Source organism: Proteus vulgaris (assembly GCF_033708015.1).
GTDB lineage: Bacteria > Pseudomonadota > Gammaproteobacteria > Enterobacterales > Enterobacteriaceae > Proteus.
The window spans coordinates 253,717-269,007 of sequence record NZ_CP137920.1; the positions used below are offsets into that span (position 1 = coordinate 253,717).

Sequence of the window (15,291 nt, forward strand, 5' to 3'; positions counted from 1 at the left end):
CACCTTCACATTGGTGCCTTTTCTTTTACTCCTCATCATAGTTTTTATCAGCAGCTTTTCAGAGGAACGGTGTGTCCACAGCAGAAGTTCTTAATTCAATGCCATCAGCACAGGCTATTTTGCGAGAAACCTTTGGTTATCAGCAATTTCGTCCTGGTCAGCAAGAAATCATCCATACTATTACAACGGGAAGAGATTGCCTCGTCGTGATGCCGACAGGGGGGGGTAAATCCCTTTGTTATCAGATTCCAGCATTATTGCTCGATGGGGTGACGGTGGTTATTTCTCCACTAATCTCACTGATGAAAGATCAGGTCGATCAACTTTGCCTTCATGGTATTGAAGCTGCTTATTTAAATTCAACCCAAACGCGAGAAGAGCAGTTTGATGTTCAAATACGTTGTCAAAAGGGTGAAATAAGACTGTTGTATATTGCTCCTGAACGCTTAATGATGGAAAGTTTCCTTCAGCAATTAGTGCAATGGAAACCAGCATTACTTGCTGTTGATGAAGCTCACTGTATTTCACAATGGGGACATGATTTTCGTCCTGAATATCGCGGTATAGGGTTATTAAGGCAATATCTTCCGGATGTTCCCATTATTGCATTGACGGCAACAGCCGATAATACAACACGTTACGATATTATTAATCAGCTAGCGTTGCGTGATCCTTTAATTCATATCAGCAGTTTCGATAGACCGAATATCCGCTACACTTTAGTAGAGAAATACAAACCACTAGATCAGCTTTGGCTATTTATTCGTGGTCAGAAAGGAAAATCAGGCATTATTTACTGTAATAGTCGCAGTAAAGTCGAAGAAACAGCAGCGCGTTTGAGTAAACGCGGATTAAGTATTGCGGGTTATCATGCTGGAATGGAAATGGCACAACGCGCTAAAGTACAAGACGCTTTTCAACGTGATGATTTACAAATTGTGGTTGCCACTGTCGCCTTTGGTATGGGGATAAATAAACCTAATGTCCGATTTGTGGTTCACTTTGATATTCCGCGAAATATTGAGTCTTATTATCAAGAAACAGGACGTGCTGGGCGAGATGGACTGCCCGCAGAGGCGGTATTATTTTACGATCCTGCTGATATGGCGTGGTTGCGTCGTTGCTTAGATGAAAAACCAGAAAGTGATCAAAAAGCCATTGAAATGCATAAGCTTAATGCGATGGGGGCATTTGCTGAAGCTCAAACTTGCCGACGGTTAGTACTGCTAAATTACTTCGATGAACATCGACAGAATGCCTGTGGTAACTGTGATATTTGCCTTGATCCCCCTAAGCAATATGATGGTTTAGTGGATGCACAAAAAGCATTGTCCTGTATTTATCGTACGGGTCAGCACTTTGGTATTGGTTATATTGTTGAAATTTTAAGAGGCGCGAATAATCAGCGTATTCGAGATTTGGGACACGATACATTACCAGTTTATGGTATTGGTAAAGCGCAAAGCCATGAACATTGGGTAAGTGTGATCCGCCAGCTTATTCATTTAGGTATGGTGACACAAAATATTGTCCATCGCTCTGCATTACAACTGACAGAGATGGCAAGACCGATCTTACGTGGTGAAGTGCCATTACAATTAGCCGTACCGAGATTATTAAGCCCGACAAAAAGCCGTAATCAACAAACAAAAAGTACCCATAGACAGTATGATAGAAAACTCTTTGCGAAACTACGTAAATTACGTAAGTCTATTGCTGATGAGGAAAATATTCCGCCATTTGTCGTCTTTAATGATGTCACATTGATTGAAATGGCAGAACAATGCCCCGTTTACCCAGATGAATTGTTATTAATAAACGGTGTTGGACAACGAAAATTAGAACGCTTTGGACCCGCTTTTATGACACTCATTCGTGACCATATTGAGGGCTTCGAATAAAGCCAATAAGGAGAGCCAATGACAGCCACTCTGTTTAAATATTCGTGGTTATCGCGTGAAAAGCAGTTTTCTGCATTTACGAATGGCGTCTTATTAGATTTTTGGGGGCAACGTGAAGAGGGTGAGTTTGTTGGTGTCGATGGCGTCAAAATTCGCTATGTTCATTGGCGCTCACCATCGCACAATAAAGCACTGGTTATTGCTTCAGGCCGTAGCGAAAGCTATGTAAAGTACCCTGAAGTTGCATTCGATTTCTTTCACTCAGGCTATGATGTTTTTCTTCTCGATCATCGAGGACAAGGGCTTTCTGGCAGATTATTAGAAGATACGCAAAAAGGGCATGTAGAAAAGTTCAGTGATTATATCGATGATTTCTCGACGTTCGTCGAAACGGTAGTGCTACCTTTTCAATACCCACATTATTTTGCATTAGCTCACTCAATGGGCGGTGCTATCTTAGCGGGATATCTTCTAAAGCAAACTCATGTTTTTAAAGCCGCGGCATTAAGTGCGCCAATGTTTGGTATAAAATTACCCATCCCTCGCTGGGTGGCTAATTTTTTAGTTAACCGAGCAGAACAAAGTCAATCTGAAAGAAATAACTACGCGGTATCTACAGGTAAATGGTTTCCACTGCCTTTTATCCTTAATGTGTTAACACATAGTCATGAGCGATATCGCCGATATTTACGTTATTATGCTGATTTTCCAGAACTACGATTAGGCGGTCCTACTTATCATTGGATGGGGGAAAGTCTAAAAATGGGAGATGGGTTAATTGAACATGCGGGAGAGATTAATACCCCTCTATTAGTGCTCGAGGCAGAGCAGGATAAGGTGGTAGATAATCAAGAGCTAAGGGCTTTCTGTGAACGTTATAGTCAGTCCAGAACAAGAGAAGAAAAGCAAAAATTGCCACTGGTGATTGAAGGTGCGCATCATGAAATCTTGTTCGAAATAGATAAGCTACGCTCACAAGCATTAAATGAAATCTGTGAGTTTTATGATAAGCATTTATTTTAATCAGGAATGTGTATGTATTCGATAGTCGCTTCAGATCTTGATGGCACATTGTTATCACCTAATCATGTATTAACTCCCTATACGCAAGAAACTCTGCACCTACTTATTAATAAAGGCGTGCATTTTGTATTTGCAACAGGCCGTCATCATGTCGATGTTGCTCAAATTCGTGATGGATTAGGCATTAACGCGTATATGATAACGTCTAATGGTGCACGAGTGCATAACACTCATGGCGACCTTATTTTTAGCCAAGATCTTGAGCCTGAAATTGCTTATGATTTGGCGCTTATGGTTTTTGATCACCCTGAAATTGAAACTAATATTTATGCCAGTGACTACTGGTATGTTAATAAGGAGATGCCAGGGGCTTGTGAGTTTTTTCGAGAATCAGACTTTGGCTATGAGCTATATTGTAAAACAGGATTTCCAACCACTCATGTCTGTAAGGTCTTCTTCACCTCTGATGATCATGAACTATTACTGAAACTAGAAAATGAAATTAATCAGCGTTGGGGTGATAAGGTTAATGTAAGTTTCTCACTGCGTAATTGCTTAGAAGTGATGGCAGGCGGTGTATCTAAAGGTGAGGCATTAGAGAAAGTGGCTGAACTGATGCAACACTCTGCGAAAGATGCTATTGCATTTGGTGATGGTATGAACGACAAAGAGATGCTACAGATGGCGGGTAAAGGTTGTATTATGGAAAATGCACACCAGACATTAAAAGATCTGCTACCTAATATGGAAGTGATTGGCACGAATGCCGATGACGCCGTTCCTCATTATTTACGTAAGCTATATCAAGTGTGATCCCTTCTAAAAAAAGGCGAGCAAAATATGTTGTTCGCCTTTTTCTTTTTAAATCCATCTACATCTCGTCAGTGATATTGCATTGTAAACTGTAATGTTCCGTTTGCTTTACCTGCACTCGTTGTATCTGATGTTTGAATATAACCGGCTTCTAAAGGAATAGAATAATTTCCTGCACTGCTATTTTTTTCACTGACAGTAATTAATTCCCCCAGTTTGATAGGCTGATTTTTATATTTAACTTGGATACCGTACCCCTTGGCAGTATTGTTGTCTGTTGGATTACTTAAGCTAATCGTTCCAGCAGTTTGTTGATCATCCGCAACACCATTAAATCGGATCTTAATGGGCGAAACCGGATCACAACTCAAATTAATATTAAAATCTTTAATACTTTCGGGACTTACAGAGCCAACACCACTAAAACTCGATTTAGGCACAGTACCTAATGGCACATTAATATTATTATTCACAACATCGCAGCCACTAGAGACAATATTTAAAGAGGATAGATTAATTACAGGCTCAGTTTTTCCTACATAGTCACTGGTGATAAAGCCATTATTGTAGATAATAAGCATAGCGACCCGTGATGCAGGGATCGTTTGTGATTTTACATTATCTCGTAATTTATAAAGCTTCATTTCTAATGAAACAGAATAATTTCCACTGGTAGCATAGGTTGTGCAAATTAGGCGATTGCTGAAGTTACCATCAATGTTTTGCTGACCATCGACATAAGCAGCGCCGCTACAACCCCCACTAATGGTGCCATGTAAGGTATACCCCACACCACTACTGTTAAATTCTTTGACATATGCGCCATTAACTCTAGGACTAGACGTATTAAATGAACCCGGTAAATAAATTCCTGGTCTGACAGCATTTCCAGAAAGGTTCCACCATGTCCATGCGTTCATCGTTCCTAACGGGATCGTCGCAATTTCCGTTAAAATTGGTGCCGAACGTGAGACATAAATGGGCGCGGAGTAGGTGACGGTTTTAGTGGTAAACTCTGCCCTAAATTCTGCAAATGTGGTTGGTGTATACAAAATAGCAGACAGACAACCTAGGATTATATATTTATTCATTATGCTCACCTATCTGCATTCAAGTTGTAAAAATTGGATTTTTTCTAAGGCAAGATCCACATTTAACGTTGTTTGGCACCGTTCAACAGCACTATTACCCCACTTAGCGCGTAGTTGGCTGTGTTCAGGTACACCATTTAAGAAAACCTCACCATCATTGGCTACAATTCCACTTGAAAGCAGGTGGTCGTCTTTATAAATCTCAACTTGAGTACCAAATGGTAATGGTGTTCCGTTGTAGTGTAAGTTTGCAAGCACACGAGCCCCTTTTCTTGCTTTGAAATCGGCTAAGACAATGGCGCCTTTGGTTGGAATAACGGTTGTCGATGTTAATTCAACGTCGTTATTACCTGTTAAAGAAGCGGGATCAACAGTCACTTTATTACGTTCATAACGTGAAACATTAGGAATGACTGCATAACCTTGTGCATTGGTATACAAACTTTGTGCGCTACTGACTTTTAAGTTATCAATATCTTCTGCTTTAATTAAAATGGCAGAATCGTAAATGGTACGAGATGGTGTGATCCCACCTTGATGAACTAAAAGTGCGCCAGTCGCGCCCCAATTCATTGATTGATAGCGTTTGTCGTAACTGTAACCTGCGCTGATCTCCCCTCCAGAAGCGCTGTAAGTGCCGTTAACAGCGCCACTGTATTCTTGACGAGAATGATTGTAGTTTTGTGAAATATCATATTGCAGATTGTTATCGTCCAACTGAGTACCACTTAAACTCACAGAACTAATAGAATCACCTTGTTTACTGGTGTTATAGCGATAACTTAACCAGTTGTTATTCTGACCAATATTAAATGGAAGACTAAAACTAATAGATAAAATCTGATCGGTTAATCCGCTTTCTTGACGTTTGTTATAGGCATAAGAGACGCTATAGCTTAATGCACGATAATTTGAGTTAAAACTCACATTAACATTACGATCGACCCTGTCTTGATACCAATAATATTGCTGATAACCATTTAATGAGAGATAGCCCAAATCGCCTAAAGATTGAGATACAGATAATTGGAACTGTTTTTTCTTACGATATAGATGAGAAAAACGCTCATTAGCTGCTGAGAAATCGTAATAATCTTTTGTTGAATAGCGATAGGAAGCGAGTGAAAAACCAGTTTTAGTATCAGGTAAATATTTAGAATATTGAATACGATAAGATTGCCCTTGGGCTTCATCGTCATTTATTAGCGTTGTTTTCGCATGAGTAATATCCGCAGAAACGGCACCTAAATAGCCAAGATTAACGCCTGTGCCTAACGCATAAGCTTGATAATCAGCAGAGATTAATGTGCCACCATAAATGGATAAATTATAAGGAAGCCCATAAATAGCCGAGGTTTGAAAGAAATTAGGTTTTCTTGCGGCCGTATCTACATGATATTTACCAATATCTACACTGTATTTTAAGTTACCTGCACGTTGCATCATGGGAACAGCAGAAAAAGGTTGTGAAAAAGTACGGGTTGTTCCATCGGCCTCTTCAATCGTAACCTGTAAATCACCACTGTAAGACGTGGGATACAAATCTGAAATGGCAAACTCACCCGGTGGAACGGAAGTCTGATAAATGATGCTGTTATTTTGTCGAACGGTGACAACGGCATTACTTTGCGCGATACCTCTGACGATGGGAGCAAATCCACGTTGGCTTTGTGGCAACATGCTTTCATCAGAAGCTAATTTAATGCCACGATAAGGAATACTCTCTAATACATCATTATCAGACGCAGTTTCACCTATAGTTAAGCGACTTTTTAAACTACGAATATCTCGCTCAACATAAGTCTGTAAGCTATTCCATTGAGATGAGTTATCACCATTTTTATTGTAGTTACTGTGGTTACGTAAACGCCAAGCACCAACGTTAACGCCACTACGTAACCCTAAGAAAATAGAGTTACTATTATCTTGGTCACGATACCAATACTGATTTTGACGATAAGAATAGTTAACAAAAGCCGCATTTATGCCATCGTTCCACTGTGCTGGTGGAATATAACCTTGCCCATAATTGTATAAAGCAATTTGTGGTATAGAAAACGACAGACGTGCTCGTGAAAAATCATACTGATACTTTGCATTCGGAATAACGTTAGCAATATCGGTAATTATTGATGTGCTTGCTTGCTGACTAAATTGCGAAGTTGCAGATTCTTTCACCCCCCAATTTAATAAATCTTGTTTGGTGAGCTCTGGTGTCAGTGCTTTTTTTTCTTCATCAAAAATAAAACGGACTTGGCGATTGTCGATTAGTTTATTATTGAGATAAATATCAACAGAATAGACACCAGGAAGCTGTCCTCCGGTATAAGAAAAATAATCAAGGTTATTAATATCTGCGATTTGGTTTTCTATTCCTAAATTGAGTGCATCAGGATTAAATTTCTCTTCAGCAATCACCTGATAAGGAAATAAAATAGAGGTTATCGCCATGGCAAGTAGACAATGGCGACAGAGATTATCGGTAGGAAAGACCGATAATTGCTTTGTAGATAATGCGATGATGGATAAAGTCATAACTTTACACTCTTAATTTAATACTTTATCTACAGTTGCACCGTAGTCATTAATAAACTGCACAGTGACTTTCTGAGAAATGAGACTCTCTTTAAGTAACACCACTTCTTGATGAGGGTTGATTAAAGGGTCGTAAGGGTAGCGTTTGTCATCAATAAAAATATGTTTAATTGTTAGGTGATAAGGTGTTTTATTATTAAGCACTAAGCCTTGGCTTTGTTTTGACAATTCGACGTTATTAAAATTAAGTGGCTCAATATCATTAGAGCGTAAAAAGAGTTTAAATTGAGAATTAATGACGAGTTGTAATTGATTTTCAGGGCTTTTTTCAACAGGTGGAATTGATTTTATATTTAGCCAATAGACGACTTCAGTATTTGAATTTAACGGTTCACCCGTATAGGAAATACGTGCAGTTCCTGTGCTATCAGGTTCGATACGAAAAAGCGGTGGCGTTGCAATAAAAGGTGTTTTTTCTGTACCTTGAAAAGCAGAAACCCAACTCTGGATAAGATAAGGTTTTTCTTTATCGGTATTAAGAATAGGAATGCTTATTTCACGCGCATTATCGTTATAAACAAACCGAGTTCCCCCTACACTGACTCCTGCAGCATGGCTTTCCGTTATGAGAGAAAATAATAAAAATAGAGTTAGAAGGATATTCTTTTTCATAAATGGCGCCACAAAGTTAAGAGAAATAAGAGGGTAATAAGTATTACCCTCGTTTTTATTATTTATATTGGATGCTATAAACAGCAGATCCATTTGCTGGGCCAGGTGTTGCTTGGGCTGTTGCTTTGTAACGTGCAACATAGTCTAAGTTAATTTCTGTCCCTGTGATTTCGACTTCTTTTGAATCGTCATATAGTTTGATTGGAGACACGGCATCTTTTTCAAAGAGAGCGATACCCACATTTGTTGCGCCACCAGAGACTTGCTCGATCGCTAAAATATCGCTATCAACGGCATCGCGATTTCCACCAAAACGGACAGCCACAGTGGTATTCAGTGGGCAATCAATGAGTTTAATTGTGAAGTCTTTTAAGCCTGCAACTTCACCTTTAGCCGCTAAACTTTTTGATGATACTTTTCCTAAATCTACGGTTAGATTTTTAGATGAACTATCGACAGTACAGGCTTGATCTGTTATTTCTCCGATAAAGTTAATTGTGCCCGATGCAAAAACAGCAGGTGTAGAAAGTAGAGAGAGACTCATCCCTAATAAATAGAGTGATTTATTTAATTTGCTCATGATCGGTCCTATATAAAAAGTAGTTATTTTTACTTTTTAATTTATTTATAAGTATAGATTTAAGTATTAGTTTATTTGCATAAGAAATATGCAAATAAAATATAACATCACAAAAAATTTAAGTTAATAAAGATTTGCATGAGTTTTTTTTGCCTTCATATCAAATTATTTAATGTTCGTTTTTAAAATTAAAAATAATGTTTAATTAATCACTAATTAAATTTTGATGTGGATTATTTATTAAGGACAATAAGTTTTTTATATCTCCTGCCGAAAATGAATTTTTATTCAGGTAAAGATAGAACTTATATTCTTTATCTTCATTGTGTGTTTTTAATTGCTTGATTGTATTTTTATTCAATTCTTCCTGAACAACCGTTAAGGGAAGTCGAGAATAACCAATACCTTGCTTGACTAAGTTTATTGCTGTTTCCACTGAGCCAACATGAATAACTTGGTTATTATGATCGACATTTGAACTATCAGCGAGTAAAGAAATATAGGTATGTTGTTGTAATTCCTTAGATAATTCATCATGTTGAAGATGTTGTAAAACACTCTTAGGGTGTGTTACTAATACGGTTTTAATGCTTTCTAAATCAATGGGTTGTAATGATTTTATATTATAATGTGTGATCACCAAATCGTGATCTTTTTGCGCTAAAATATCTGATTTACTGAGTGCAGTTTTATGAATATTAATATCATAATGTCTATTCTCTTTAATAAATTGAGATAATTTATTCCAGAAAGCACCTGAAATATATAAAGGATCGATGAGTACATTTATCTTTAACTTATTGTTAAGCAATAAGTTTTTTGCCTTTTTCTCTAACGAGATTGCTTTTTCAGTAATTTCTCTAGAAAGTTCAAGTAATAATTTACCCTCGTGAGTAAGTACCGCTCGTCTTTTCTCTAAAGAGAGGATTTCAACGCCTCAAGTCTGCTCTAATTTATTGATAGTATAGCTAATTGATGATTGTGTTCTATGTAATGCATCTGCGGCCTGAGCAAAGCCACCGTAGTCAACGACGGCTTGTAAGGTAATCCACTGATCGAGAGTCGTTCGGGATTTTTCCATAATGGAACCTTTATATTATTGTTTATTTAATACTCATTAAAAATGAAGCTAGCAATATATCTTAGCATTGTTAATAGGTAGTAATACTCATTTTTAAATCAAGTTTAAAAAATATTAACATTACAGCTTATAATGTTATTTATTAATAATTAGTACAATTTTTAGAGGAAATATTTAATATTTTTTATTTTAATTTTTTTATTTAATAAATTAGATATAACTAATCTGACTATTTTTTAAAATGACTTGTTTAACTAGATAGTATTATATTTAACGATAGCGAAGACTTTTTATTTATATTGTTATTTTTTATTTTATCTTTATTTATAGATTTGAATTTATGAAATTATAATATTAAATGTAATTTATATTTATCTTGTTTTAAATAATTCTTTATTTATTTTTATAATCTTTTTATTTTTTGTTTTTTTATTTTTTTCTTATTATTTTTTAATATAAAAAATGAGTATTTTAAATATTTTATATTTCTTTAAGGGAATTAAATCAAGGCAAAGAAGGCTGCTTTTGATGATAAATACTATATGATAATCTAAATTAGATTATGTTTAGTGTTAAATATGGGGGTGTAGATATATTGCGATATGTAAAGCTATGGGTGTTTTAGAATCGGATGTTAAGTATTGTACGCTATAAATGACTTAATCTATTTAACTTAGGGAAACGAAACGATCAGATAGAGGCAATAATTTAAAAGCTAGAATCCAAAAAACGCAATTTCTACTCATTCTATGAGTTAAATTAAGTATAAAAATGTGAAAATATGATTTAGATCAATAATTGAGGTGAGAATTTTAGTTAAGCGCTCGATTTCGTTAATAGCGTGGTGAAATAATAAAAGCGAAACAAAACATATTTCATCTTAAGGTAAATTAAATGCCTTATCCAAAATGGCATGTTTCTCTCTGATTAAATGAGTATTCTGTTAGAAAAATATACGACATTAAAAATACTCATCTGAAAAAGTAACATTCTCTTTATGATGCTCACTTTATTATCTTCATATTGCTATCAAGTGATAGATAGTTTCTTTTCGTTATTACTTATCAATTTTATTAAACAAAAAATTAAAAAATAATCTTCTTTTTTTTCTAGAAATAAGGGGTTAGGACGAAAATATGAATTAATTTGGTGCAATCAATGAGCTATGAGAGAAATAGACAAATAGGATAAGGCGAAAAAAGCATCATAGAAAAGGATGAAAAGAATGAGGCAAAAAGAATAAAGCCATTATCTTTCGTTTTTTTTGAGAAAATAATGGCTTTTTATCAAATTAATTGATGTAGGACTTATAATCCACCCACTTCTCTTGGTGTTGCTCGCATTGAGCTACGAATTGTATTGCCCATCATGTCCACTCTTGCTTGGAAGGGGGGGAATGGTAATGGAATACCGTGCTCTGCAAAGGCTAAGAGAATATTTTGGTGGATCTCGTGTCTTGCCGGCATTCTATGTCCCATCTCTGCAGCATAAACGCGTAATTCAAAAATCTGAATTCCTTGCTGTAAATCGACGAGATAAACTTCAGGTGCGGGATTTTCTAAAATCATTGTAGAGCGTTTTGAGGCTTCTAATAACACATTGGTCACTTGCTCACTATTGCAGTCTGCGGGAGCGGGGATTGTCATGACGATACGCGTAACGGAATCTGATAGAGACCAGTTAATAAATTGCTCTGTAATAAAGGCCTTGTTCGGTACGATAATTTCTTTTCTATCCCAGTCGGTTAACGTCGTTGCCCGTGTGTTGATCTTAGAAATGTTTCCGGTCAAATTACGAATGGTGACGGTATCGCCAATACGGATTGGCTTTTCAAATAAGATCATCAAACCTGAAATAATGTTGGCAAAAATTTCTTGTAAACCAAAACCTAACCCGACCCCCATTGCGGCGACTAGCCATTGTAATTTTGACCACTCGATCCCTAATAAAGAGAAGCCCACAATACTACCAATTAAGGTGATGGTGTATTTGGTCATAGTGGTAATGGCGTAACCCGTACCTGGCGTTAAATCAAGATGCTGTAAAATAGCCAACTCAAGTAAAGCTGGAAGGTTTCGAACTAATTGGGTTGTAATAATGATGACGAGGATCGCCACTAAAATAGAGCCCATCGTGATAGGTTGCACCGTGTTAACGCCATTCACCGATGACGTGACGTCCCAAAGTCGGATATTGTCGACGAAAGAGAACGCTGTGTTTAATTCAGACCATAGTAAGATCATCGAGACTAATGCAATCATAGTCAGAATAGAGCGAACTAAACCAATAGATTGCGCGCTAATCGCATCAAGGTCTATTTCTTGAGCTTCAATTTCAAGTCCGACTGTGCTCTCACCACTGCTTCCGATAATTGTGTTTTCATCTTCCCCTTTTGCACGTTGAGCGAGAATTTCTGCACGCTTTTGTTTAGCACGTTCAAAGGCTAATTTCCGGCGCTGAATAAGCATCCATCGCTGAATAATATGGTAGATAATCAGTAGCGCAAACCAAATGGCGACAGACATTTCTAAACGACCGAGTAAGACAATCGATGTAGAAAGATAACCTAAGACAGCGGCTAAACCAGCAATAACAGGAGCAACAAGTAAGAACCACCATAAAATGGTGTTGATGAGGTTATCGCCAGATCCATGTTTATCAAGATAAAGCGGGACATGCGCTTTTTTAAGGCTAGACGTAATAAAACTTAAGGCGATACAGAGTAGTAAGAAACAGAAGCGCCCGACTGTTGGCGCAAATTCTCTATCACTATAATATTCAAAGGTAATTAATGACATCATCAGTGGAACGATGACAAAAATAGAAAGTTGGTAAAAGCGCATTGCTTTTTTAACACGGCTCTCTTTCCATTTAAATTGAGCAATAAAGAGACCGTTAGGACGTGCAAACGTTGCGCTGATCATAAATAACCACAGTACAGGTGCTGCGGCTGTTACCCCATATCCAATAGCGCCAGCCATTGGATAACGCCATTCAACACTTTGTAAACCATAACCCACCGCAGACCATAACAGAGGTAATGGTAATGCAATTAAAATAGACCAAAAGACCGTGCGTATTGTCAGAGAAAAGTGATCTTGTGTGACTTTACCAATACGATTGCTGACTCTTTCAAGAAATGCGTTGTAATGTTTTCGCGTGCGTAGGCTAAAACCGACAATCGATAAAGTGATAAACAGGAATAGGAATGTATCCTGATTTTTAAGCATACTGACAGCTGCATGACCTAATTGTGAAAAGGTATCTAGCGAAAGAAGTCGAGTGATATCTTTGACTAATAAAACCGGATAATTAAGTTTGATAGGACTAATATCGGCAACCCAGAACATATAACGGTTTGTTGCGTCTTTTGTCTCTTTTAATGCATCCGCTAATTGCGTTGTCGCAACTTTTAGTTTTGTTAACTCAAGAATTTGAGAGTCATAACCAGATAGTAGCGAATTCAGTAATTCATGTCGTGCTTGGATAAGAGAATCAAAAATATATTGCTGAGCTTCAGGCAATTTAGAGCCATCGGCAGTTTCTGGAGGCTGGATCTTACTTAAGTTTTCCAGCATATCCTCATAGCCTAAACGTTCGACACGTAACTGAATGATATCTCTATCAAGTTCTTGTGAGCGAGGCATTTCGGGTAAGCGGGCTAGTTGTGTTCTTAATGCTTCACCTAATGCTGTAGAGCCACTTAACCATTGTGCTTGTTCTCGAATCGTGGTGAGCGTTTGACGAACTTGTTGTGTTTGCTGTGTCGTAATGCGTTGCTTTTCTGACAACTGACTCATTTCCTGTGTCTGTTTATTCAGGATCTGAGAGAGTTCACGGTTAGTTTGGATCTGCTTTGTCAGAAACTCAGGAAGCTCGCCTCCTTTCTCTGCTAGCATCTCTGTTTTTTCTAATGCGAGATCCGCTACTTCTTGGCGTTTTATATTTAATAAGCTGCGTAACTGTTGTAGTTGTACATCAAGACGTTGATAGCGTTTTTTAAACAATTCTAAGCGAAGGCGAGCGATTTCTTGGCGGTTATTCGCTGAAAGTTGAGCCATTTCTAGCTCATTAACCATGGCTTTACGCGCGGTGACTTCTGCTTGTGTGAGCTTATTTTGTGCTTCTGTTAACGGTGTTGTTGATGCACTGACCGTCGCGAGTCTTGCTGTTGCATCACTAAGTAAACGGCGCGCTTCAGAAAGTTGTTGAGGCAATAAGTTTAAAGATTCGCTAATTTCACGGCTTTTATCTTGCTCTTGTTGTTGAAGCCTTGCTTGTTCCATTAATTGGCTACTGACTTGAATAATTTTCTGTTCTAAATCAGGGATGCTAATTTTTTCAGGGATAGTAGGAACAGCGTGGCTTTCCTCAAGAAGTTTCGTTCTTAGCTCTTGCGTAATTTGAGGGTAATCATCAATGGTTTTTTGATAGCTATCTGCGTTTGTTTGCGCTTTTTCACCGTCATTAATCCAATTGATCGTGCCTTGTAGCGCCTGAACTGTCTCAATATCTTGAGGATTGGTGCTTCCTTCAAGTTGTTTAATATCTTGACGTAATTTCTCTACATCTGCTGATATTGCGGATGTACTTAATGAAAGTGTCAAAAAGAGCGAGAGGAAAAGACTGATTATCAGGCGCACAAAGTTACTCCGAATTACGAGTTATTCACTGATGGCATTATTGTCATTACCAGCGACATTGATGATGGAACCCAGTTGTTCCCCCATTAATGTAACGGAGCCATTCATAAGATCTTTATTCAATTGAACGGTATTTTCTGGGAAAAGGTTGATGACAGTTGAGCCTAACTTAAATCGGCCCATTTCTTCACCTTTCTTCAAGAATATCGCTCCTGCTTTATCCGCTTGAGGATATGTCCAACGTTTAATAATACCTTCACGAGGTGGTGTTACCATGCCACACCAAACCGTTTCAATACTACCCACAATAGTTGCACCCACCAGAATTTGTATCATTGGGCCAAATTGAGTTTCAAAGAGACAGATAATACGTTCATTGCGTGCAAATAAATTAGGAACATTAGCTGCCGTTAATGGATTAACAGAGAAAAGATCGCCGGGAACATAAATCATCTCTTTTAATAAGCCATCACAAGGCATGTGAACACGGTGGTAATCACGAGGTGAAAGATATGTCGTAATAAACTGACCATTACGGAACTTATCTGCCAACATAAAATTACCAGCAAGTAATGCTTCAAGAGTGTAGTGATGTCCCTTGGCTTGCAAGATTTGATCATCTTGAATTAGACCAAGTTGACTGACTGCACCATCAGCTGGTAGTGCAAGTTTGTCATTCCCTTCAACGATAGGGCGTGCACCGTCTTTTAACGCACGAATAAAAAAGTCATTGAATGTAGAATAAGCTTGGAATTGGCTGTCTTTCGCTTCATTCATATCGACTTTATAAGCTTTCGCAAACGTCTTGATAACAAACTGGGTGATGGCGCCCGCTTTTTTATTTGCGAACCAACCTGCTAATTGTGTTAGCCATAATTTAGGCAATAAATACTGTAGTTTAATTTTTAGCTTGTCCAAAATGGCAACCTCTGGGATTAAACGATAAAAATAG

The 15,291-nt window shown here is 37.6% G+C and carries 11 protein-coding genes; 3 read left to right on the forward strand and 8 right to left on the reverse strand.

Going from position 1 to position 15,291, the window contains the following annotated elements:
• Positions 1-71 precede the first annotated feature (71 nt).
• The 3 genes from recQ to yigL are packed head-to-tail and all read left to right on the forward strand — an operon-like array spanning position 72 to position 3,737.
• Positions 72-1,901 carry an ATP-dependent DNA helicase RecQ gene (gene recQ, locus SB028_RS01360; protein WP_248620513.1) on the forward strand — a complete coding sequence of 610 codons (1,830 nt, stop codon included), beginning with the start codon at positions 72-74 and terminating at the stop codon, positions 1,899-1,901.
• 18 nt (positions 1,902-1,919) lie between these two features.
• Positions 1,920-2,924, forward strand: a complete 1,005-nt coding sequence (gene pldB / locus SB028_RS01365) for a lysophospholipase L2 (protein ID WP_069369893.1) — start codon at positions 1,920-1,922, stop codon at positions 2,922-2,924.
• Between the two features lie 12 nt (positions 2,925-2,936).
• Complete coding sequence (gene yigL / locus SB028_RS01370; protein ID WP_069369892.1) at positions 2,937-3,737, forward strand: sugar/pyridoxal phosphate phosphatase YigL; 801 nt, start codon at positions 2,937-2,939, stop codon at positions 3,735-3,737.
• Positions 3,738-3,805: 68 nt separating this feature from the next.
• On the opposite strand, the gene SB028_RS01375 is transcribed toward yigL, so the two are convergent.
• From SB028_RS01375 to asd, 8 genes are all read right to left on the reverse strand, one after another.
• Positions 3,806-4,828, reverse strand: coding sequence for a fimbrial protein (locus tag SB028_RS01375; RefSeq protein ID WP_318859750.1), 1,023 nt, complete (start codon positions 4,826-4,828; stop codon positions 3,806-3,808).
• A gap of 9 nt (positions 4,829-4,837) precedes the next feature.
• Positions 4,838-7,363 (reverse strand): fimbria/pilus outer membrane usher protein, encoded by a 2,526-nt coding sequence (locus SB028_RS01380; protein ID WP_318859751.1) that lies wholly within the window; start codon positions 7,361-7,363, stop codon positions 4,838-4,840.
• Between the two features lie 12 nt (positions 7,364-7,375).
• The gene (locus tag SB028_RS01385) at positions 7,376-8,035 is read right to left on the reverse strand and encodes a molecular chaperone (protein WP_069369889.1); all 660 of its coding nucleotides are present in this window, start codon (positions 8,033-8,035) and stop codon (positions 7,376-7,378) included.
• 58 nt (positions 8,036-8,093) lie between these two features.
• Complete coding sequence (locus tag SB028_RS01390; protein ID WP_069369888.1) at positions 8,094-8,615, reverse strand: fimbrial protein; 522 nt, start codon at positions 8,613-8,615, stop codon at positions 8,094-8,096.
• A gap of 205 nt (positions 8,616-8,820) precedes the next feature.
• Entirely contained in the window at positions 8,821-9,426 is a 606-nt protein-coding gene (locus SB028_RS01395; RefSeq protein ID WP_318859752.1) for a LysR substrate-binding domain-containing protein, read from the reverse strand.
• 126 nt (positions 9,427-9,552) lie between these two features.
• Complete coding sequence (locus SB028_RS01400; RefSeq protein WP_318859753.1) at positions 9,553-9,696, reverse strand: LysR family transcriptional regulator; 144 nt, start codon at positions 9,694-9,696, stop codon at positions 9,553-9,555.
• A 1,307-nt stretch (positions 9,697-11,003) separates the two neighbouring features.
• On the reverse strand, positions 11,004-14,339 hold the full coding sequence (gene mscM, locus SB028_RS01405) for a miniconductance mechanosensitive channel MscM (RefSeq protein ID WP_069369886.1): 3,336 nt from the start codon (positions 14,337-14,339) through the stop codon (positions 11,004-11,006).
• Between the two features lie 21 nt (positions 14,340-14,360).
• Positions 14,361-15,257, reverse strand: a complete 897-nt coding sequence (gene asd / locus SB028_RS01410) for an archaetidylserine decarboxylase (protein WP_069369885.1) — start codon at positions 15,255-15,257, stop codon at positions 14,361-14,363.
• Positions 15,258-15,291: the final 34 nt, after the last annotated feature.